The following is a 22,828-nucleotide window of genomic DNA, read 5'->3' on the forward strand; positions in this document are numbered from 1 at the left end:
TTCCGAGTTTAGCACCAATTCAAAAAGAGTGCTAAACTCAGATACCATAAAATGATCGGTCGAAAGAACCGTCAAGCACTTTCAGTCAAAGAGTGCTAATTTGGGTCTAGAAGCCGAAAAGGCCGGTTTTTTTGCGTTTGGAGCCTCGTTTGGGGGTGACCCCGAGCATTCCCAGAAGTCCCCTTGTGACCTCTTTGGCAACTGTTCTGCCTACTTCCCGGGCGAGTGGGTTTTTGGAAAGGGTTTCCACAAAACTAGGATCTTCTTTTTCTTTGCTGCGTTTGTTTTTTGTTTTTTTCTCGCCTGACTCTTCTTCGGCGGCCTCAGTTTCATCGGCAATGGTTTCCATTTTTTTAGAAAGCATTTCGTGGGCACTTTCCCGATCGAGTGTGGTTTCGTATTTTTTGACCAGGTCTGATTTTTTAATTTTAGAGTCCAATTCCTCTGGTTTCAAAATTCCCATTCGGGATGCCGGCGGGGCAAGGAGGGTGTGGACTAGGGGAGTGGGACTTCCTTTGGGACTGAGGGCCGTGATGAAAGCCTCGCCAATTCCGAGTGTGGTGATGACTTCCTTTGTGTCATAAAATTCTGTTTCTGGATAATTTTCAGAAGCGGTTTTGATCGCCTTGCGGTCGTTTGCTGTGAAGGCTCTGAGTGCATGTTGGATCTTTAATCCCAATTGCCCCAAAATTTCTTTGGGTAGGTCTGTTGGCGATTGGGTACAAAAAATAATCCCTACACCTTTCGAACGAATGAGTCGTACCATCGTTTCCAATTGTTTGAGTAAATCATTCGATGCTTCATCAAACACTAAATGTGCTTCATCAATGAATAAAACGAGTTTTGGTTTTTCCAAATCTCCTTCTTCTGGAAAGGTCGCATAGATTTCCGTGAGAAGAGATAACATAAAAGTAGAAAAAAGACGAGGTTTGGTTTGGATGTCTGTCAAACGAATGATGGATACGTTTCCTTTTTTGGATTCTGAATGCATCAGATCATTCACATCAAAGGATGGTTCTCCAAAAAAATCTTCCCCACCTTGGCCTTCCAGTTCAATGAGTTTTCGTAAAATGATGGAGATACTTTGCGAAGAAACAGTTCCATATTCTTTTTCCAATTCAGCTTTTCCCGCATCATTGATGTATTGGAGGGCTTTTTTAAAATCTTTTGTATCAAGGATCGGAAGACCCAAATCATCACAGTATTTGAAAACAAGGGATACCACACTGCTTTGCGTATCATTCAGTTCTAAAATGCGAGAGATGAGAACGGGGCCAAACTCGGCAATGGTCGCACGAAGGCGAACCCCAGGTTCTTTGGATAAAGACAAAAATTCCACTGGATAAGATGCGGCTTTCCAATCAATTCCAAGAGCCTTGGTTCGTTCTTTGATTTTATCATTCTCTTCACCGGCCTCTGCTAGTCCAGAGAGGTCTCCTTTGATGTCCATAAGGACTACGGGAACACCCGCCTCCGATAAGGCTTCTGTCAGAAGTTGTAAGGTTTTGGTTTTACCAGTTCCTGTGGCACCAGCGATGAGTCCATGTCGGTTGAGAGTGGAAAGGGGTATGGAAACAGACGCTTCTTTATATGTTTCTCCGTCGAAAACTCCTGCTCCAAGGTAGAGCGATCCTTTGGATGGATATCCTTCGCTGATTTTAGAAACAAATACATCTGATTTTTTTGCCATTAGAGTCCCCTGTGAATCCTCTACTTCTTTTGATTTTTGTTCCCAAGTCAATGTTTTCTAAAGACAGTGAATGGTCGTTCTGACCCGAAAACGACCGCAGAAAGAATAAATTTCTCGTACTCCTACTAATATGATTTGAGTTTTTCGAAATTCCTTCTAAGGTTTGGATGTGGTGCGTTCCCCTATTTTTTCCGTTTCCAAACTGGTTCTTTTTTCTCTCTTCGTTTTTGTTTTTGCCCAATGCAATAGGTCCATTCCGTCTTTGGCACCTGCAAAGTCCATCCAGGCTGGTGTCCTTGACCTTTCTAAGGAAGATCCAAAAACCTTAGATCCTTTTCCTCTTGCAGGAGAATGGGAAGCCTTCCCGGGGGAATTGCCTGAAACAGAAGAAGAGTTTAAGGCACTTGAAAAAAAGGAAGCAACTAAACTCAACGTTCCTGCCTATTGGGTGAACCAAAACTTGCCGGCACACGGGTTTGTTACGTATCGTTTGAAACTGACTGTGAAAGACCCCATCAACTTGATGTTCTATTTGCGGGAAACTTCCTCAGCTTACCGTGCCTATTACCATAATGCGGAAAGGGGACTTGTACTCCTTGGTTCCGCTGGAAAGGTTTCTAAAACGAAAGAAGGTTCTATTGGTTATTATTTAGAAACGGCTCGTTCTTTTCGTGCCACACCATCCACTGTCATCTACCTTCAAATTTCCAATTACCTTTATTCTCGTGGTGGCCCATACTACTCTCCTGTTTTAGGGGAAGTGGGAAAAACTCTTTTATACCTTCGTTTTAAAGAACGAAAAAAAGCATTTTTCTTTGCCACTTTCCTTGTCCTTGCCCTTTCTCATTTGTTTTTATTCATCCATCGAAGAAAGGACAAATCGCCACTTTGGTTTTCTTTGCTTTGTATTTCTTGGCTCATCCGCATTTTACTTTTTGATCGAGTTTCGAGGGATTGGTTTGTGGCTTCTGATTGGCTTGAGATGTTACAAATCCGATTGGAATACATTGCCTTTTGCGGAATTCAAATTTTTAGTCTTCTGTTTTTCTTTCAAAACCAAACAAACTTTTTTCCAGAAAAATACAAAAAGTATCTTCTAATTCCCATTCTTTTGGAATTTATCATCATCGCCACGGCACCGTACGCTGTGTACACAAAACTTCTTATTTTTAGCCAAACATATATGGCAATCATTCTTGTCATTGCTATGGTTGCAGCAGTTCGTTCCTGTTTCCAAAGGGAATCTAGATATATCGGAAGTATCATTTTGTTAGGAACAGTGGTGATGTTATCTGCAACCATATATGATTCTGTGGTCTTTTTTAAACGTTGGGATTTACCGATGCTTACGGAACTTGCGTTTGCTATCTTTTGTATGTGCCTGGCCATTGTGATTTCCAAACAAAATGCTCACACTTGGGAAACTGCCGAATACCTAACTCTCAACTTACGAAAAGAAGTGGAATGGAAAACCATAGAACTGAGAAAAGAAAAAGAAAAAGCCGAAAAAACAGGGGAATTAAAGGATAAATTTATCTCCATTGTTTCCCATGACATTCGTTCTCCACTTTTTGGAATCTCTTCTGTTTTTAACTTACTGACAGAATCTCCTCCCTCTCTCTCTCCAGAAAGAGCCAAACAGGTACTCGGTGAGGCATCCACAGGACTCAAAAACATACTTAGTATGGTGGAAGAACTCATTAAATACTCAAGGTTCCAAAATGCTTCTGTATTTCCTGATTACCAACTTTTTGATTTTCGCCAAATCACAGACCAGCTCATCGAACGAGTTCAGGAGATGGCAAAACCCAAAAACATTTCCATCATCACCCATATCGAAGAATCCTCCATTGGAATTGGGGATCCTAATTTGATTGAACATTTGATTTGGAACCTCCTCACAAATGCAGTTAAATTCACCAAAGAATCAGGAACCGTGGAAATCTCTCTCTCAGAGAAGGATAAAAACTGGAGTTTGAAAGTTGTCGATACCGGAATTGGAATGTCACCGTATTGGGCAGAACATATTTTGGAAGAGGGGTTTCTTTTCGTACGTAAAGGGACAGCCGATGAGATGGGAGCGGGAGTGGGTCTTGCTTTTTGTAAAGAGGTAGCAGAGCGACATGGTGCCGAACTCAAAGTCCATTCAGAAGAAGACTTGGGAAGTTCTTTTGAATTTTTACTTCCTAATTACGAGAAGATTGTTCTTGTTCTGGATGATAACCCAGGTTACAGAAAACAGATTCGCAAAGTATTAAAAGACCTTCCTTGTATCCTTTGGGAAGAAGAGTATCCTGACCATGCCTTGTTATCGGTTGGTCGTTTGAAACCTGATCTGATCATTGTGGATTATTCCATGCCAGAAAGAACTGGAGTTGATTTCCTTCGGGATTTGTATTCCAACTCGGAGATGGAAGAAATCCGTTCCCTCTTAGTTTCCAGTTCCCATACAGATCCAAATACCGGTTACAAATTAGAAACAACAGTGATCGAAATTGGGGGAGATGCCTTTCTTACAAAAACATCTCCTGATGCGAAGTTGGTAGAACTCGTGAAGCGATTGTTAGATCTAGAAGTTTAGATTAACATTTGTTCTTTGGCACGGCCGATCAGTTCCGCTACGGTTTTAGCGTTGAATCGGTCTTTTAATCTACCGACATGGTATTCCACAGTTCTTTTGGAGAGACCAATTTCTGTACCAATTTCTTGGTAGGTTTTTCCGTGGCCAAGAAGGGTTAGAATTTGTTTTTCCTTTTTGTTGGCTACTTTTCCGTCCTGAGGTTTGCGATTGAAACTGAGTTTGAGATTTTTGGAATAAACCGTTTTTCCAGAAGCAATTTCGTTCAAATTTTTGGTGAGACTGCTTAGGTCGTCACTTTTCAAAAGATACCCATCCACACCCGCTTCAATCGCAGAATGAACAATCGGTTGTTCATCGAGCATGGTAAGAGTGACCACTTTGAGGTTTGGATGTTCTTTTTTCCAATCCTTCACCATATTGAGGACGTTTTCCCCTGGAATTCGCAAGTCGAGGAGGACAAAGTCAGGTCTCGTTTCATTTAAGAGGGTAACAATTTGAGAGGAATGTTCTGCTTCTCCCACAACTTCAAAATCGGCTGAAGAGTTCACGACATGTTTCACTCCAACTCGAGTCACGGCGTGGTCTTCAACAAGTAATACCTTCTTTTTAGATGTCATATATATCCCTTTTTTTGGAACCAGGAACCTTTTGTCCCTAGCGTTTCCCCCTAGTAGACGAGGAGAACTGAAAATATTAGTACTATTCCGTTCCATTTGTCCAGAAAAAATCATGAGTCTATCTACTTAATTTTCTCTTGCAAATTAGCGAAATTCCCCCATTTTCAGAGAAATCCTAGGAGTATGAATGAATACTAAAGTAGAGAGTCTCAAAAAAATATATCTCTTCCAAAAGTTAAACCAAGACGAACTGTTGCACATTGCTGAAAAGATCCAGGAAGTCCACCTACCTCCTCGAAATGTTTTGTATGATATAGGTGAAGAAGCAGAGTCCATGTACATTGTGAAATATGGAACTTTACAAATCTCCACCGCGACAAGCCACGGGGACGATGTGAACCTAATCACTCTTGGAGAAGGGGATCACTTTGGGGAATTGCCTTTTTTTGATGATGAAAAACGCTCCGCAAAAGTAGAAGCAAAAGAGAATTCTGAATTATACGAACTTCGCTATTCTGATTTACACGATATGTTTTCCAAAAACAAAGAAATGGAGCTCAAATTTTACAAGGAAGTGACCCATTATTACATCCGCAGACTCCGAAAGCTAACCCATGACTTGGCTTATGCTCGGGAGCTTCGGAAACGATTCGCGTAGAAGCCCAAAAAAGACAAAATTCAATCAAATCGGGATTTTTTATCGACCGCTTTCGAAAAAACCTTTTCCATTCCTCAGTTTCTTCCTATTACAGCTAAGGAATGGGTTTCGGAATCCGATACTATTTACGTAGGCAGGGAGAAGGAATGCATGGTGGACCCCGAAATCCTAACCGAGAAGATCGTAACACAAAATAAGACCTTCTTGGTGGATTTGAAGAAAAACCAGGCTGGATTCTACCTGAAAGTATCGGAATGGTCGAATAGCAAAAAATCCTCGATCTTTCTACCGGCGGAAGGAATCGATCGAATGATCGAAATCTTGAATCAATTTAAAAGCCGGATATCCGATAATGAGAATACGAAAGACCCGGAGTTAGGAGCCTTTTAGGAGTGAGTTTCATGGGGAAATTAGGATTGACCAAACTGTTGTTAGGCCTCTTCCTTTCAATAGGAATGTTGTACGCACAGGCAGATACTGGCGGACAAAATACAGCTAACAATGCAAATGATGAGGATAGCCCTCTTAGAAAAATCGTTTTAGATGATTTTGAAGAGGCTGAGGATTGGAGAGTAAAAGCTACCACTCCACTCGGAGAAACAAGAACTTTGAAACTCGTTCAACGCGGGCTCATCAAAGATGTATTCGATGAAAAAACCGTTCCAGAAGACGGCGGTGACAAACTCGAAAAGAACCATATTTTAGGAGTCAAAACACATTTTGCTGCTAAGGGACTGGATCGAGTGGAACTTTACCCACCACATGAATATATCATCAAAGGGAAAGTGAGACAAATCTCTGTTTGGGTTCTTGGTAGAAAGTTCAGACATACCCTTTTTGCAAAATTTAGAGATTATAAAGACGTAACACATAATATCCGTTTGGGTCGTTTGGATTTCTTCGGATGGAGAAAACTTACGGCTACCATTCCAGGATTTATTCCACAAAGTACAAGATTTGCACTTTTAGATAAAAACCTTCACTTCGTTTCTCTTTTTGTGACATCTGATGTTCATGAAGTAGCAGGGGACTTTTACTTTTATGTAGATGACCTCCAAGTGAGAACCGACAGATCCGAAGCAAAATACCCTGGATCTGAAATTAAGGACAATTGGTAAGCGGGAGAAAGGAACAATGGAAAACAACAAAACAAAAATCCTAACTTTAGTAGCCCTAACGTCCATCGCACTGATTGGTTTTGCACAAGCACAATACAAAGTATCCAATGGGGTGGCAACACCAATTGGAAATGATATTGGTGCTATGGAACTCAAAGCTATTACGATCGAATCTTGGGACTCTCCCGTTTCTTCCGCGCCTTATGGTTGGGAAGTATTCACTGACAAAGATGGAGTGAACAAAGACGGCACAGGTGATATGAAATACGATGAGAATAATAAATATTCTCCAGTTCTCAATGACCCTGTGAAGTCTCCTCTTGTGCTGAGAGAAGTAAAACTAGTTCCTGGTAAACCAGGCGATGTGAAAAACGTGGATGCTGGAAACGCAAAAGTATTGGCTGTAAAATTCCAATTCACTTTTCCAGGAAACAACGTAGTTACGGTTCGCCCTCCACGTGCTCCAGAATATGAAATCACACGTGCAAGACCTTATATCGATGCTGACAACAAAAAGAAATTGGAAAAAGTTTATGGGATTGAAACTCCAGGAAACGTAAAAGCCATTTCTGTTTGGGTTCTAGGTCGTGGTAACGAATACGATTTAGAAGGTTGGTTAGAAGACTATAATGGCAATAGCCATATTTTCCCTTTCGGATCCTTGGACTTTGTTGGTTGGAGACCTCTCCACATCGTCATCCCTCCAGGAATCCCGCAAGAGGCAAATGCCTTCCCGGCGACCAGAAACTTAATTTTCAAACAGTTTAAAATTCGTTCCCGGTTGAATACTGGTCCAGAGGCTGTTTACCTTTTCTTTGACGAACTCCGAGTTCTTGCTGATACCTTCGAAGTTCACTTTGATGGGGCAAACCTCGACTTTGATGAAGAAGATTGTAAAAGCAAAGTTAAGATGGAACAAATGCTTCAGAAGTCCGGAGCTATCTCCACAGGTGCGAAAATCCGCGATTGTGGTGGAAGTAACGGTTCTTCCCAAAACAAGTAGAATCCTCACTCACTTGAAAGAAGGGTTCCTTTGGGACCAACAAAAACCCAGTCAAATCGACTGGGTTTTTTGGCTTTACAGAATCGAACGGACCTGGAAAATGAACTCTAGGACTGTTCTTTTCGCGGATTCATCGCTAAATTTACCGTAACAACTTTATAGGAACTATGAACACCCTTTATTGGAAATACGAAGAGGGAGATTCTTTTCATGCCTGATACTATTACCGAAGACAAATCAAACAAAATCGCCGACAACGACAAACTAACTCCTCTCTTTAATGAGGAAATTTATGTACGTGCAGATGCAGGAACGGTTCCCGTTTCTAAATTCAAAATCTTTGACGATGTCATTGATGCATATAAGGCAGAAAATCGTTTAGCGGAAGCTAAACAAAAAATTGAAGACCATTTCAAAGAACATCCTGAGTCTATCTCCGCTAAATATATGTTAATGATTATTTCTTTCATGGAAGATTCCATGGGGGACGCAAATTTGGTGAAGAGTATTTTGGATGCTTTCAAGGCTCACGCTAAATGGACCATTATTGAATACATTACAGATTCTATTTTACGATTCGGTGATCATAGACTTGCTCTTCGCGTAAAAGCGGAAGCACTCGACAAACTCAAGAAAAACAAAGAACTGAAAGTGGTTCTTGAAAAACTCGCCAAACAAGATCGTAAAAACCCAGAGATTGCCAAAAAGTATGGTTTTTCCATTATGGAAGAAGACAAACCAAAAGCGATCTCCTATCTCAAACTTGCTGTTGAGATGTATGCAAAAAATAAAGAATACGTTCAGATGGAGGAGATTTGGCCTACCATCGTTCAAAACAATTACGAGGATGTTTCTTTCTTCGATAAAATTGAACGTATCCTACTTGGACAAAGAGAAAAAACTCGTTTAGTGGGACTTCTTTATCCAATCGTCGAACCTTTTAAGGCGATGGAAGATTGGGATCATGTCATCTACTTCTTAAAAAAGATTTTAGAACACGAACCAGCTTCTCAAAAAGCAAGAAACGAACTCATTCGTGCTTACAAACAAAAATACACAGCGCATTCACTTCTTGAAGATTTCCTCAAGATGAGTGAACTAGGTAACAACCGTAAACCGGTAAAACTTTGTATCACTAACTTCGAAAGAAATATCGTATTTGATACTGGTAACTATGTAATGCATAGAAACTGGGGTGTTGGTAAAATTACATCCATCTCCCAAACTGGAGATTCTATCTTTGTTGATTTTGAAGAAAAGAAAGATCACAAACTTTCAATCCAAATGGCTATCACTTCACTCAAACCGTTGAAGAAAGACCATATTTGGGTTCAACATTACGAAGACAAACAAGCCATCAATACAATGTTTGCTGAGAACTTAGCTGAGTTCTTAAAACAACTTCTTAAATCTTACGACAACCGAATGATCATTGCGGACATGAAGAACGAACTCATCGGAACGTTCTTAAAGGCAGACGAGTGGTCTAAATGGTGGGCGAAGGTAAAATCGGTTCTTAAAAAAGAAGCGAATATCGGAATGAATCCTAAGAAAAAGGATGAAGTTGTTTACCATGAAAAACCAATCACTCATTCGGAAACCTTAACTCAAAAATTCCAAGCTAGCAATGATACTAATAAAAAACTAGAAATTGCTATGGAAGCGGTTCGTGATGCTGATGAAGCAGCAGAAGCTGGTGATTTTTTCATATCGCATTACGGTGAAGAAGAAACAGCAAGAGATTCCATTCGTAAACTTTCTGCTTATTTGTATTTGGAAGAAGCAAGTAAAGCTTGGCCAATGGAAGAGTTCTCTCACAAAATTCGTGAACAAGAACTAACAACTCTCATCCAATCTCTTTCCAAAGAAGATGCGTTAAAAATTTCAAAAGCTTTGGAAAACACGGATATCAAAAAAGGATTTAAAGATCTGATTCGTGCTTACCATCCAGAAGCAATCAATATTCTAATTGGGTTATTGTTTGAAGTTCCAGTAAAGGTAAACCGTTCGGTTTTCCAAAACTTGGTTTCTGATGATAAGTTTGCAGAACTCAATTTGTTTGTGGAAACAGTTTGTAACAAATCCAAAGAAAACCCTGAAGTTTTCCTTTGGGTTGCTAAATCCATCCTTTCTCATACTTGGAAGTTTGATTGGTTAAAAGTCAGTGAAGAAGATTTAGTTCTTCGTGTGTTCCGTATTCTCAAGCCTCTCGCAAAGATTGAAGACAAAGGAACCAAACTCAAAAACCAAGCGATGGACATTCTTTTTGGAAAGGACAATAGCCTTCTTCGCGACATCCTAACCAATGCAGATGATGAATATGTTCGTAAACTATTTGCTCTATTCAAAGAAGTTCCTTATGTAACTGATTTAGAAAAAGACCAACTCTATGCTCTGATCAACGAACTCAAACCAAACATAGTTTGGGATGAATACGATTCAGAAGAAGATGCTGATGATGATCCTTTAGCAAACCTTCCTAGTGATGTGGTTCTAGTGACTCGTCGTGCCTTCAACGCTAAAAAACAAGAGTTTGAACACCTTGTGAACGTAGAGATGGCTGAGAACTCTCGTGATATCGGAGAGGCCCAAGAAAAAGGGGACTTACGAGAAAACGCAGAATACAAAGCGGCGATGGAAAAACAAGCTCAGTTACAAGCAGCTATCAAACGATTGGAAGCGGAACTGAAAAGTGCAAGGATCCTTGACCTTAGTGATGTTAAATCAGATAAAGTGGGAATCGGAACTACTATACGTTTAAAAAACAAACAAACTAGTGAAACTGTGACTTACTCAATTCTTGGTGCTTGGGATGCGGATACGGAAAAGAATATCATTTCTTACCAATCTCCGCTCGCAAAATCACTTCTTGGAAAACATACTGGAAACGAAGCAACACTTGTCTTCGGATCTACGGAAACTGTTTACGAAGTATTGGATATAACTCGTTATTCCATGACAGGACAAGAGGCCTGAAGTTCCTCTGCCCAGCCGTGAGTAGAAATTAAATCCACAAACGGTTCGGAAACATTTCCGGCAAAGTCGAAGGCCTTAGCTTCCAAAAGAAGATAAGGCCTTTCTTTTTGTAAACTCTTCGGAATCAGAACTCGGATGGCTCGTCTGTCTGGATCATATTCATAGGGAAAGGATTGTCCGTCTATCGTGAGTTCTACGTTTGTTCGAAATCCACTTCCTGTATCTCCAAGAACATAAAATCTTTCTTCAAAACATTGGTTTCTCACTTCAGGTAGTTCAATGTATCTGGCAAGGGAAGTCATTGGAAAAATGGTCGGGGGAGTTTCATCAGACAAAACCAAAACATACCCAAGTTTGGTGAGTTTGAAACTAAATCCATTTGGTTTTCTTTTGTGAGCAATGGATTGGAATTTGCCAATTGAGGAATCATAAAAATAGAGAGATTCTTTTATGGAAGTTGGATAGCTGAGAGTCCATTCTCCGATTCCTTCACCCTTCCAACTCATCTTTTTTGTATCCAATTGGTAGATTTTTCCTTTGAGAGGAAGGCCTGAGGGGATTTTGAAAGGAATGTCTTTTTCATTCACTTCTGTGATGAGTAAAATTCCTTCACCAGAAACTTCTGCTTTGGTTAGATCCACAATCAGCTTTCCATCGTTTGAGCTAAATTTGTTTCCACTCTTTTGTTTTCTGACAATCCTGCTGCTTTCGGTTTCATTTTTATCATGAATGATGGAAAAAAATACAGAGGATTTGTTTCCTGTCGCATCACGGAGGGAAACTTCTAGTGGTAATTTTTCTTTTGGTTTGTATCCATCCAAATCTAAAGAAAAACCTTCTTCTTTAAAGTTTTTAGACTGTTCATACATATGATAAAAATACACAGGTGGTGCAAGCGATGACCTGTTGATATCGTAGAACTGGTGTTTTTTGGAGCCATCTTCATAAGCTAAAAAATCGAAGTTACGACTGAAGATCGATTTTCCATCTACAAATAGATCCATTCCATACACATTGTTTTTGTTTCTAGAACGAATGAAATCATACCCACTCAAACGAAGACGAATCTTTCCTGTTAAAGAAATAGATTCAAAAAGATCTCCCGTATCAGTAAAAAGTTCATACCGGCCTTTTGATTTTTCCTTAGCAGTGAGTAGGATAGGATTTTCTAAATAATCTCCTTCTAAATACATAGAAAGGATTGTGGGAGGAGTGGTATCTTTTTGGTGGATTTCGGGAAAGTAGAGTGGATTGATGATTCCTTTTTCTGCTCGAAACTCTAAGTGAAGATGCGAAATTCCCGATCCAGATTCCCCAGTTTTTCCAAGAGCTGTTCCTTTTTTTGCGGAAAACATTCCGGGTGGGAGTTTCAGTTGGAACCCAGCGGGATCACCCATCAGAAGAACAGCACGGCGAAGGAGTTCTAAATCATACAAACTACCACCAAAGGAATGTAAGTGGGCATATTTGGATTTGAGTTTGTATTTCGGACTATAAAGATTGAGAGATAACCCATACCCAGTTTTAGAATAACTGATTTCTTCAATATACCCATCAAACGTGGCTAAGATGCTATGGCCATTTAGACCATAAGATTTGAAATCAGAACCTAAATGTAAGTTGTGGTTTCGGATTTCTGCGAAAGTTCCAGAAACAGGAGAGTAATAAGGTAGGGGAAATCCTACCTCGTTTGGAGGTATCTCTGGGATTTTGGACTGTCCCCAAAGAAGACCCGAAGAAAAACAAATGAGAAAACTAAGTTTACGAAGAAGAGATATCTCCATGGGAGAATCAGAATCCTCCCACTTCCTTTGTCATGCCTTTCCCGAAATCGAAAGAAATTCCCTTCGTTTCGATTCCCTTGACAAACTAGACTTGGCACTTAAGATGACAGGGAACATTTCTCTATGAAATTAGGCATTGTATCCTTCCTATTATTTGCAGTTTCTGGTTGTGCCTTTTTATTCAAGGAACCGGGCAGGCCTCCCAAAATCGATGGGGTTCCCGTCCCTGACTCCAAACGTTTGATTTATATCCAAAACGTAAGAAACAATACTTATTCCCCAGGAATGCATACCCGTCTCACCCAAATGATTATGGAAGAAATTGATAGACGGGGCAGGTTTATCACCACTCGTGAAAAAACTCTCGCGAAATACCGGTTGTATGCAGAGATTGTCCACTACCAACAAGTCGGAGATCTTATGGATCTTGCGGACAGACAAATTACTTCGGAACTATTTGTAGTCGCTCGAGTGGAAATCATTGAGGCGGAGACGGGAAATAAAATTCCAATGGAACGCAATGAAATTCCTGGACGAGTTCATTTTTCTACTCAAATTGGATTTCGGGAATCAGAATTGGAAGCTCAAAATCGTCTCCTTCGGGTGATGGCGCTTCGAATTGCAGAAGAATCAGAAAGAGCATGGTATTATTCTCTTTCTGGTGTATTGAACTAAGTTGAATCATGAGGAGATAAACCTTGCAAAACGATCCTATTTCCAGCGAAGATACAAAAAAAGAGATGCTTGCTTTCGAGGAGTATCTTAAAGAAAAAGGTCTCAAAATAACCAACCAACGTCTGTTGGTTGCACAAAAGATTTTTTCTTCACACAATCATTTTACTGCCGAAGGTCTTTTAGATGAATTAAAAGACAATAAGGATCGTATCTCCAAAGCAACTATCTACAGAATCCTTGCCATTATGGTTGAGGCAGGCCTACTAGAAGAACATGACTTTGGTAAAGATTACAAATATTACGAACATATTATCGGACATGAACACCACGATCATATCATTTGTATGCAGTGTGGTCGTATTGTAGAATTTATTGATGAAAGAATTGAAGAACTACAAAACAAAGCTGCATCCGAAAACGGATTTACCATCACTGGACATAGTTTGAATATTTTTGGAAACTGTTTGAATTTTGCTAATTGTGAACATAAAACAAAAAAATAGTGTCTTCTATTTTTAAAGAAAGATCAAAAGACCCCGGTTCTTACGCAAGGACCGGAACTCTCCACTTAAATGGAATCCAAGTTGAAACTCCTATCTTTATGCCGGTGGGAACTAGAGGAAGTATCAAATCCCTTTCTTCATCAGACATTGATGAATTGGGTTACAACTTAATCCTAGCGAATACCTATCATTTATACTTAAAACCAGGTAAAGAAGTGATGGATCACTTCCATGGTTTAAAAAATTTCATGTCTTACAAAAGAGCCTTACTCACTGATTCTGGTGGGTTTCAGGTCTTTAGTCTTGCTAGTCTTTTTAAGTTTGAGGAAGATGGGGTTCGGTTCCAGTCCCATATCGATGGAAGCCATCATAAATTCACTCCTGCTTCTGTCATCGATATGCAACGTTCCATTGGATCCGATATTATGATGGTTTTAGACGATTGTGCTCCTTATGGAAGTGATCTAAAACGCTTGGAATTAGCCCTGGATAGAACCCATAGATGGGCCAAAGAATCTTATGAATATTGGATGGAGAATCCAAATGGACAAAATGTATTCCCGATTGTCCAGGGGGGAGTCAATGAATCCCTTCGAAAACGAAGTTTAGATACATTACAGAATATAAATTTTCCAGGAATTGCCATCGGGGGACTCAGCGTTGGGGAACCTAGACCAGAATACATTCGTATTTTAGAATGTATGGCACCATTTTTTGATAGTGTTCGTCCCCGTTACCTAATGGGTGTGGGGACCGTCGTTGACATATTGGAAGGTGTTAAGAATGGAATCGATATGTTTGATTGTGTTTTACCGACGAGAAATGCGCGAAATGGGCAAGTATTCACCTCGCTCGGCAAAATCAATTTAAGGAATGAAAGCCATCGTCTGGCAGAAGGACCTATCGACCCTGAATGTGGGTGTAAGGTTTGTAAAACATATAGCCTCGGCTACATACGTCATCTTCATAAGGTGAAGGAACTGACAGCATTTTCGCTCTCAACGTATCACAACTTATATTTTATGCAAAGCTTCATGGAAAAGATGCGAAAGTCCATAGAAATAGGCAATTTTCAGGGCTTTTATGACCATTGGAAAAATTTGTTTGGTAGCTAAAATTATTAGGTTGACGTACCCAATTTTTTTGAATGCAATTGTACCGTCATTTCTACATTGATTGTAGCTTCATTGAGGAGTCTCTAGACACACATGGAAATCACCAGAAGGGAAAAAGATAAAATCGTAGTCCTCGATATTAACGGGGAGATCGACCTTTATAACGCGCCTGAGATCAAGGATGTAATTGCCAAATTGATCGAAGAACAAAAATATTGCATCGTCATCAATCTCGAGAAGGTATCTTACATCGACTCCTCCGGAATTGGAGCTTTAATTTCAAGTTTGTCCAACTTGAAGAAATACCAAGGTGGGCTTAAAATCATCAACGTAGCTGGTTCCGTTCGCAAGGTATTTGAACTGACTAAGTTGACTTCATTTTTTGAGATTTTCGACAGCGAAGACGAAGCCGTCACTGCTTTTAAGTAAACGAGGAGCGTGTATTGCGCTTCTCTCTTACAAAACCCCCCGAAGAAAAGTTAAGGAGTTTGTTATGTTAAGAAAGAAAAAGACAGCAGTCTTTCTCTCTGGATTGGTATTGTTTTCCATTGGATTTGTTAATTGTGCACAAGAATTGCCAAAGAAAGAACTTGAATTAGCAAAATCACAAGTAGAAAGAGCGGAAAGACTTTCTGCAGAAGAGTATGCTCCTGAAGAATATTCAGAAGCCAAAAAAAGTCTCATCTCTGCTAACGAATTTGCATCTCAAGAAAATGCATCTGATTCTAAAAAAAGTGCAGATTATGCAATTTCTAAAGCTTACGACGCATTAGAAAAAACTTTACCAAAGCTTGCTGCAAAGTCTCGTGAAGAAGCGGTTGCTTCTATCGATGCGGCTGACGAAGCATATGCTTCCGAATACACTCCTGAAGAATTTAAAAAAGCTGTGACTGCGCGTGATGCTGGTGAAACCAAATTGGCACAAGCAGATGCGAGCCTTGCTTCTTACCTTCGTGAAGACAAAGACGAAACAGCAAAAGAATTAAAACGCACAGTAGCTTTGCAAGAGTATGAAGATGCTCACAATCATTTTGCGGAAGCTTCCAAAATCAGCCAGGATGCAAAAAAAGTGGCTCTAGACAGATCGGGATCTGTTCGTCAATCCGCTGATGAAGTAGATGCAGTATTAGAAAAAGCTTATACATATTCCAAAGGTGGAAATCCTGCCATCGATGAAGAAAAAGCAAGAGTGGCTTCTGCTCGTGAAGACATCGAAGCTGGTCGTTTGAAAACTGCTGATGAAAAAATTAAAGCAGCTCGTTTGGCATCTGCTTCTCTACTTGCAAATGCAGTCAAAGACCATGCAAAGAACCGCAATGTTCAAGCTCGTGAAGTTGTAGAAGATGCAAACGCACGTTTTGGTGAATTGAGTGCTGAAACTTACCTCAAGTCTAACGCAAAAGAATCTTATGCAAGCACTCAAGAAAACCTAGGTGCCTCCAATGAATCTTTACAAGCTTCTGGAAACCTTTTAGAACAAGAAAAATTTGATGATTCGATTGCTCAATCAGAAGAAGCCATCCGACTAGCAGAAATTTCTATTGATCAAATTGAAACTTTGAAAGGTAAAAATACAGTAGCGAAAAAAGATCGCAAAACTACAGAACCTGATACAACAACTACTGCCACTAAAACTGAAGAAACAAACGATAAAGCAAGTTCCTCTCAAGTGGAAGAACTTTCTGGTGGTTGGAAAAGATATACTGTAGAAAAATCAAATCCTACAGATTGCCTTTGGAGAATTGCGGATAGAGAAGACATCTACAACGATGCAAAACTTTGGCCAAGAATTTTTGAAGCCAATCGTAAATCGATTCGCAACAAAAACCTGATTTATCCAAAACAAAAATTGAATATCCCTCCTAAAACAGGGAAAATCGGAACTGCCCCTAAGGAGTAAACAAGCCTTAGGTGTTCGAAAAAAAGCTGTCGTAAGGGCAGCTTTTTTTTTGTCTAAAGAATAGGACCATATGACTCGAGGATACACAACACCTGTCACTGAAATTTCGGAAAAGGACTTTGAGGCATTAGTAAGTCTCGCATTAACCGAAGATTTGCCTGCCGGAGACATCACTACAGATTCTCTATTTGACTCTAATGAAATCTGCAAAGCGGAATTACTAGCCAAGGAAGAAGGTGTTTTGTGTGGACTTGCTGTACTACCTTGTCTCATCTCCCTCACGAAGGCAAATGTGAAATGGAAACCCGTTTTATCTGATGGAGCAACTCTTTCCAAAGGAACCATCATTGGTGGTTTGGAAGGTTCCTTGAAAGATATTTTAAAAATGGAACGGATTCTTTTAAATTTTATCCAGTACCTTTCTGGAATAGCAACAAATGCAAGTAAGGTGACAAAAGAATTCCCTAATCTTCTTATTTTAGATACTAGAAAAACATTACCTGGATATCGAAAACTTGCAAAGTATGCTGTCTATACGGGTGGGGGAGCCAACCACCGATTGAATTTGTCTGAGATGGCAATGTTAAAAGATAATCATATAGCAAAAGCAGGATCCATCCAGTCGGCTGTACAAATTGTTCGAAATGCTAATCCAGGGAAAAAAATAGAACTAGAAATTGATGGCCTATCACAACTTAGTGAAGCTATCACATCAAATCCTGATATTATTTTGTTAGATAATTTTTCTGATTCGGATACCGAAAAAGCAATAGAAATCATTAAGGGGAAATCACCACAAATTCGTATCGAATGTTCCGGTGGAATCACTCCAGAAAAATTAAAGTTTCTATCTAAATTTCAAGACATTGGTGTGAGTATGGGTTATTTAACTCATACTGTAAAATTTTTAGATATAAGTTTGGATATTAAATAATGGGATTATACCAAGACATAAAGGATAAACAGGAGTTATTCGAAGCAGTTCAAAAAAGACTCGGACCAGAAAAAGCCACATTAATAGAAAAGGCATATGCTATTGCAGATAAAATGCATTCGGGGCAAAAACGTTTGTCTGGCGAACCGTATATCATTCATCCCATGAACGTAGCCTCCGTTTTGGATGAACTTGGATTGGATGAAAGAGCCATTGCCGCCGGTCTTTTGCATGATGTTGTGGAAGACACAAGTTATAGTAAAGAAGATATGACTCGTGAATTTGGTGAGGATATAGCAGCACTTGTTGAAGGTGTAACCAAAATTTCTGAAATTAAATCCCAATCCAAAGAAACGGAAGCTGCTGAAAATATCAGAAAGATGTTACTCGCAACTATCAAAGATGTGCGGGTGATGTTAATCAAATTGGCAGACAAAACACATAACGTCCGTACACTAAAATTCCAACCGGAAGAAAAACAAAAACGAATTGCGAAAGAAGTATTGGCTTTGTATGCGCCTATTGCCGGCCGCCTAGGTGTTTATAAAGTTAAGTTTGAGTTGGAAGATTTGGCATTTCAGTCTCTTCATCCAGAAGAATATCAGGAAATTAAAAAACGTGTATCCGCAAAAAAATCGGAACGCGATGAATACATAGAAAAAATTAAAATCATTCTCAAACAAAGGTTGGCTGAGATTAGTATTGATGCTCGCATTGATGGAAGGGCCAAACATTTTTATTCAATTTATAGAAAGATGGTTACAAAGGAAAAATCATTTTCTGAGATTTTTGACCTAAGGGCAGTTCGAATCATCACCAATGAAATTAAAGATTGTTATGGGGTACTTGGAATTGTTCATACTCTCTGGACTCCGATTCCCGGAAGGTTCAAAGATTATATAGCCACTCCGAAAACTAACCTTTATCAGTCTTTACATACAACTGTTTTTGGACCTGATGGCCGCCCCATGGAAGTGCAGATCCGAACTAAGGATATGAATGCCATTGCTGAGAATGGGGTCGCGGCACACTGGGCTTACAAAGAGTCCACCAATCTTTCTAAAACTTCCGTCATTTTGCAGAACGGTGTAGAAAATGCCTTCCGTATGAAGTGGTTGGAAATTTTGAAATCATGGCAAGACCCAAGCCTTGATTCCAAAGAATTTATGGAAGAACTACAATATGATCTCCATGAAGATGAGGTCTTTGTTTTTACTCCTAAAGGCGAAATTATCGAAATGCCAAAGGGCGCGACGGTTCTAGACTATGCATTCCGAATCCATACAGATGTGGGATTACATGCTAGGGGTGGTAAAGTTAATGGGCGAATGGTTACACTTCGTACGGAATTAAAATCAGGAGATCAAGTAGAGATCATTACTGAAAAAAGTTCCAAACCATCACCTATTTGGTTACGTATTGTAAAAACTTCTGGCGCAAGACAAAAGTTACGTGCTTATTTTCGGAAATTACAAGAAGACTCACAAAGGGAAACCATTGGTTCTGTTTTGGAAGCATCAACACCAGCCATTGATGAAAACACAATCAAAGAGATCAAAAAAGTTAAAATCAAAAAAACGAACAAATCAAATCAGCACCAAGAGGAATCAAAAGAGTTTGGGATTTCCGTGGCTGGTTGGAATGATGTTCCTGTTCGAGTAGCTTCTTGTTGTACACCCATCCCAGGTGATGAAATCATTGGTTTTATCACAAGAGGAAGAGGAGTGAGTGTTCATAAAAAAGATTGTACGACTGCGAACAAACAACTCGAGTGGATGAAAACCATTCCTGTTCGTTGGGAAGGGCCAGGAGAACCAATTCCTATCCAAATCGAAGTTCGTGCGAAAGATGTACAAGGAATTTACTTATCGATGGTAGAATCCATCTCCAGCACAGAAACAAATATTTTGGAAGCGGGTGCATCTTCACATCCGAATGGAACATTAACCGCCAAATTTATGTTAGAAGTGGATCATTTAGACCAACTCAAAGAAATTTTAGAAAACTTACGAATGATCCAAGGTGTGGTTTTTGCGGAAAGGGTTAAAAAATAAACCACTGGGCTTGGTTTGGATTTAGTTTGAAATAAATTCCTTCTTCGGATTTTGTTTGTGGGTATTCTGTTCCTGTTACGAGATCCGTTAAACTTGGTTTAAACTGGATTCCTTCTTGGAAAAAAATCCAACCCGAGACTTCTATATTGTTTTCATTCCAAAGGAAAAGTTCTGTTTGATTTTCGGTTTGGATGGATTTGATAAAAACTGAATGACCGTTAAACTCTTTGTAGTTTGGCCAAAAAGAAAATCCATTCGAATTTCTTTTGGCTGTGGTTTTTAAGGTTCTTTTGTAAAATTCTTCTGAATAGGGGTTTGTTTTTTCTAAATCCGTATGAATCATTTGCACTGGAATTTTTTTGGATAAACCTAGGTCCTGACCTTCATGGAATAATAAAATTGATTCACTGGCAGAGAGTAGGCTAAAATAACTATAAGATTTGTCACCAAATTGATGTTTGGCTCTTTCTTCGTCATGGTTTTCCAGAAATCTGATTTGGTTTCTGTTAGAATTTTGTCTCAAACTTTGAGAGACAAAGGGGAAATTGTTTTGTTTGAGAGCATCATAAAAGGATTTATCATAAGTGGCATCAAACCCTAAGTCCAGTAATCGATTTTCCATTTCCCAATAGGCTTCTGCATAAAATTTAAAATTTGGATAGTTTTGCCTTACTATATCAATGACTCGTTTCCAATCGTAAGCTGATTTTTTCCCATGAGTTCTTTCGAAAATATCGGGAAGGAGTAACATGGCCATATCACAACGAACACCATCACATTGTTTTGCGATCTCTTTCAGAATTTGGATATGTTTTTGTTCTACATTTGGATTTGAAAAATCCCATTGGATGGTATCTGTCCAACCATCAAAATAAGGATCTCGCCCATACACGTAACGGATTCCATTATGATGTAAAAAAGAATTTTTTGATGAAACGGAATCATTTGCCTTCAGAAATAAATTTGGATCAGAATCGATCAAAGGGGAATCAATTGCCATATGGTTTGGAACAAAATCTAAAATTAGTTTTTTATTCCAACTTTGCATCAGCTGATGAATATGTTTTAGATCTTTTTCCCCAGACACTATTGGGTCGGGTGTATAAGAGAAAACAGAATAAGGAGATCCATAAATATCTTCTGGGCCAAGGTTTTGTTTAACGGTATGAAAACCAGTCTGGAGTTCCGGCATGGAACGAGCGATCCATTGGGATTTTGGGCTATTTTTCCAGACACCCATCAGCCAAATTTCGTCGGCCCATTCAAACGGAGGGGAATGGATTAGGGTGGGGAGGCTAAGTTCGAGCGGTTCCGTCATTTTTGTACAAAAAAGCCTTGAGCCAATCTCGTACAAATGGATTTGATGGAAGGGATGTTTCATAACAAAGTTCAAATATTCAAGTATAGTTCCTCCTTACGCAAGATAGTTTTGGTTGGTTTGACAGGACTTTTGTCAATGGCTTTTGCCTTTAATTGTTCCGAAGAAGATAGGAATGAATCCTTATCAAAGGTAAACGATCTTCCTTGGGAAGGAGATGTTAATTCCATTCCGAATGCCCTTCGTTTGAAAAATCCAGTGGCAGATCCTAAAGCCAAAAAAGGTGGAAAGATTCGCATTTATTCTCACCAATTCCCAAAATCATTAAATTATTATTTGGATCAGTTCACCACTACAGCTCGGATCTTTACTAGTTTGTATGAACCGCTTACAGGTTACCATCCACTGACTTTGGAAACCATTCCTCATCTTGCAAGGGATTGGAAAATTTCTCCTGATAAAAAGAAATTTACTTTCTATTTGGATCCGAATGCACGTTGGTCGGATGGCAAATCAGTAACTGCAGATGATGTAATTTTCACTTATGATACAATCATGAATCCAAAAAATGGAACAGCAGTGTTTCGAGTTTCCTTATCTAGATTTTTAAAACCAGTGAAGTTGGATGATTTAACTGTAGTTTTTGAAGCAAAGGAAGTTCATTGGAATAATTTTAATGATGTAGCATCTTCCATTTTTATTTTGCCAAAACATCATTTCGAAGGAAAAGATTTTAATAAAGAAAATATGGAATTCCCTGTTGTATCGGGTCCTTACAAAATCACGGAAGTCAAAAAGAATCGTTACATCAAACTAGAGAGAAGAGGGGATTGGTGGCAAAGAGCCTATCCTTTTAACGAAGGGCGTAATAACTTTGATCAAATTGTTTATAAAGTTTATAACGAAGAGGCAGTAGCACTCCAAGCCTTCAAAAAAGGTGATATTGATATTTATCCAGTGTATTCCGCCTTTGTTTGGGTAGAGGAAGCCAAAGGAGATGCCTTTGATAAAAATTGGATCGCAAAACAAAGAATTTTTAATTTAAAACCAATTGGCTTCCAAGGTTGGGCTATGAATTCCAGACGTTCTATTTTTTCTGATAAACGTGTGAGAGAAGCTATGAACCTACTTGTGGATCGTAAATTAATGATCGACAAACTAGCGTATGGTGAATATGATCCAACAAATAGTTATTACCCGGATTTTTATTTGGGTGGTGAAAAAAATCCTAACCAACCAACAGAGTTTAGCATAGAAAAAGCAAGGAAACTGCTAGCAGAAGCAGGTTGGAAACCTAATAAGGAAGGGATCTTAGAAAAGGATGGAAAACCATTCCAATTCTCTATTTTAGATCGAGATAAAAAAACAGAAAAGTATTTCACCGTATTTCTAGAAAAAGCTAAGGAAGTGGGCATTCGTGCATCCATTGACACTTTGGATTTGGCTGCCTGGAGCGAACGAGTAGACAAATATGATTTTGATATGACCTGGGCTGCTTGGGGATCGGGAGTGTTTAAAGATCCAGAATCACAATGGCTTTCTAAATACGCAAACGAAGAGGGACAACCCAATTTACCTGGTCTAAAAATTTCAGAAGTAGACAAACTTATCGAAAAACAAAAAACAGAATTTTCTGTTTCCGCTCGTAATGAAATCATTAAACAAATCGATCGAATTGTTTATAAAGAATATCCTTATGTTTTGTTATGGCATTTGCCAAGTACAAGACTTCTGTATTGGCAAAAATATGGAGTTCCTAACTTGCCACTGGGTAAGTATGGAGATGAAAGTTTTTCTTCTGACTACTGGTGGTATGATGAAGAGAAAGATAAAAAATTATCAGAAGCATTGTCAAAGAAGGAAAAATTTACAGATTACGAAGCTGTAGTTCGTTGGAAGTAG

18 protein-coding genes are annotated in these 22,828 nt (G+C 39.2%); 14 read left to right on the plus strand and 4 right to left on the minus strand.

Going from position 1 to position 22,828, the window contains the following annotated elements:
* Positions 1-106 precede the first annotated feature (106 nt).
* Complete coding sequence (locus EHQ70_RS06815; protein ID WP_135584784.1) at positions 107-1,690, minus strand: helicase HerA-like domain-containing protein; 1,584 nt, start codon at positions 1,688-1,690, stop codon at positions 107-109.
* A 163-nt stretch (positions 1,691-1,853) separates the two neighbouring features.
* Between EHQ70_RS06815 and EHQ70_RS06820 the strand changes: the two genes are divergently transcribed.
* Positions 1,854-4,271: a hybrid sensor histidine kinase/response regulator gene (locus tag EHQ70_RS06820; protein WP_135584786.1), complete on the plus strand. Its 2,418-nt coding sequence runs from the start codon at positions 1,854-1,856 to the stop codon at positions 4,269-4,271.
* Here the strand turns inward: EHQ70_RS06820 and EHQ70_RS06825 are convergent.
* The gene (locus EHQ70_RS06825) at positions 4,268-4,888 is read right to left on the minus strand and encodes a response regulator transcription factor (RefSeq protein ID WP_135584788.1); all 621 of its coding nucleotides are present in this window, start codon (positions 4,886-4,888) and stop codon (positions 4,268-4,270) included. The two genes, EHQ70_RS06820 and EHQ70_RS06825, sit on opposite strands and share 4 nt — an antisense overlap.
* A 187-nt stretch (positions 4,889-5,075) precedes the next feature.
* Between EHQ70_RS06825 and EHQ70_RS06830 the strand changes: the two genes are divergently transcribed.
* The 5 genes from EHQ70_RS06830 (at position 5,076) to greA (ending at position 10,643) form a co-directional block, all read left to right on the plus strand.
* Complete coding sequence (locus EHQ70_RS06830; RefSeq protein ID WP_135584791.1) at positions 5,076-5,546, plus strand: cyclic nucleotide-binding domain-containing protein; 471 nt, start codon at positions 5,076-5,078, stop codon at positions 5,544-5,546.
* Between the two features lie 153 nt (positions 5,547-5,699).
* A complete protein-coding gene (locus tag EHQ70_RS06835) occupies positions 5,700-5,936 on the plus strand; it encodes a DNA-binding protein (protein WP_002975368.1) in 237 nt (78 codons plus the stop codon).
* 11 nt (positions 5,937-5,947) lie between these two features.
* On the plus strand, positions 5,948-6,664 hold the full coding sequence (flaA2, locus tag EHQ70_RS06840; RefSeq protein WP_135584793.1) for a flagellar filament outer layer protein FlaA2: 717 nt from the start codon (positions 5,948-5,950) through the stop codon (positions 6,662-6,664).
* Between the two features lie 16 nt (positions 6,665-6,680).
* Positions 6,681-7,667, plus strand: coding sequence for a flagellar filament outer layer protein FlaA1 (gene flaA1, locus EHQ70_RS06845; protein WP_135584795.1), 987 nt, complete (start codon positions 6,681-6,683; stop codon positions 7,665-7,667).
* A 210-nt stretch (positions 7,668-7,877) separates the two neighbouring features.
* Positions 7,878-10,643: a transcription elongation factor GreA gene (greA, locus tag EHQ70_RS06850; RefSeq protein WP_135584797.1), complete on the plus strand. Its 2,766-nt coding sequence runs from the start codon at positions 7,878-7,880 to the stop codon at positions 10,641-10,643.
* Here the strand turns inward: greA and EHQ70_RS06855 are convergent.
* Complete coding sequence (locus tag EHQ70_RS06855; protein WP_135584799.1) at positions 10,616-12,427, minus strand: M23 family peptidase; 1,812 nt, start codon at positions 12,425-12,427, stop codon at positions 10,616-10,618. The two genes, greA and EHQ70_RS06855, sit on opposite strands and share 28 nt — an antisense overlap.
* Before the next feature lie 123 nt (positions 12,428-12,550).
* On the opposite strand from EHQ70_RS06855, the gene EHQ70_RS06860 reads away from it, so the two are divergent.
* From EHQ70_RS06860 to EHQ70_RS06890, 7 genes are all read left to right on the plus strand, one after another.
* Positions 12,551-13,102, plus strand: a complete 552-nt coding sequence (locus tag EHQ70_RS06860; RefSeq protein WP_135584801.1) for an LPS assembly lipoprotein LptE — start codon at positions 12,551-12,553, stop codon at positions 13,100-13,102.
* A 65-nt stretch (positions 13,103-13,167) separates the two neighbouring features.
* A complete protein-coding gene (locus EHQ70_RS06865) occupies positions 13,168-13,605 on the plus strand; it encodes a Fur family transcriptional regulator (RefSeq protein WP_244242047.1) in 438 nt (145 codons plus the stop codon).
* Positions 13,605-14,720 (plus strand): tRNA guanosine(34) transglycosylase Tgt, encoded by a 1,116-nt coding sequence (tgt, locus tag EHQ70_RS06870; protein WP_135584805.1) that lies wholly within the window; start codon positions 13,605-13,607, stop codon positions 14,718-14,720. Before EHQ70_RS06865 ends, tgt begins: the two co-directional genes overlap by 1 nt.
* A gap of 93 nt (positions 14,721-14,813) precedes the next feature.
* Positions 14,814-15,149 (plus strand): STAS domain-containing protein, encoded by a 336-nt coding sequence (locus EHQ70_RS06875; protein ID WP_002975418.1) that lies wholly within the window; start codon positions 14,814-14,816, stop codon positions 15,147-15,149.
* Between the two features lie 64 nt (positions 15,150-15,213).
* Positions 15,214-16,620 carry a lipoprotein LipL71 gene (locus EHQ70_RS06880; protein ID WP_135584806.1) on the plus strand — a complete coding sequence of 469 codons (1,407 nt, stop codon included), beginning with the start codon at positions 15,214-15,216 and terminating at the stop codon, positions 16,618-16,620.
* A 70-nt stretch (positions 16,621-16,690) separates the two neighbouring features.
* Positions 16,691-17,554: a carboxylating nicotinate-nucleotide diphosphorylase gene (gene nadC / locus EHQ70_RS06885; RefSeq protein ID WP_135584808.1), complete on the plus strand. Its 864-nt coding sequence runs from the start codon at positions 16,691-16,693 to the stop codon at positions 17,552-17,554.
* Positions 17,554-19,608 (plus strand): RelA/SpoT family protein, encoded by a 2,055-nt coding sequence (locus EHQ70_RS06890; RefSeq protein WP_135584810.1) that lies wholly within the window; start codon positions 17,554-17,556, stop codon positions 19,606-19,608. Before nadC ends, EHQ70_RS06890 begins: the two co-directional genes overlap by 1 nt.
* On the opposite strand, the gene EHQ70_RS06895 is transcribed toward EHQ70_RS06890, so the two are convergent.
* Positions 19,598-20,926, minus strand: coding sequence for an alpha-amylase family protein (locus EHQ70_RS06895; protein ID WP_135584812.1), 1,329 nt, complete (start codon positions 20,924-20,926; stop codon positions 19,598-19,600). The two genes, EHQ70_RS06890 and EHQ70_RS06895, sit on opposite strands and share 11 nt — an antisense overlap.
* A 54-nt stretch (positions 20,927-20,980) precedes the next feature.
* Here EHQ70_RS06895 and EHQ70_RS06900 point away from each other — a divergent pair, with 54 nt between their 5' ends.
* Positions 20,981-22,828, plus strand: coding sequence for an extracellular solute-binding protein (locus EHQ70_RS06900; protein ID WP_425270020.1), 1,848 nt, complete (start codon positions 20,981-20,983; stop codon positions 22,826-22,828).

Origin of the sequence: Leptospira congkakensis, assembly GCF_004770265.1 — a bacterium.
GTDB classification, from domain to species: domain Bacteria; phylum Spirochaetota; class Leptospiria; order Leptospirales; family Leptospiraceae; genus Leptospira_A; species Leptospira_A congkakensis.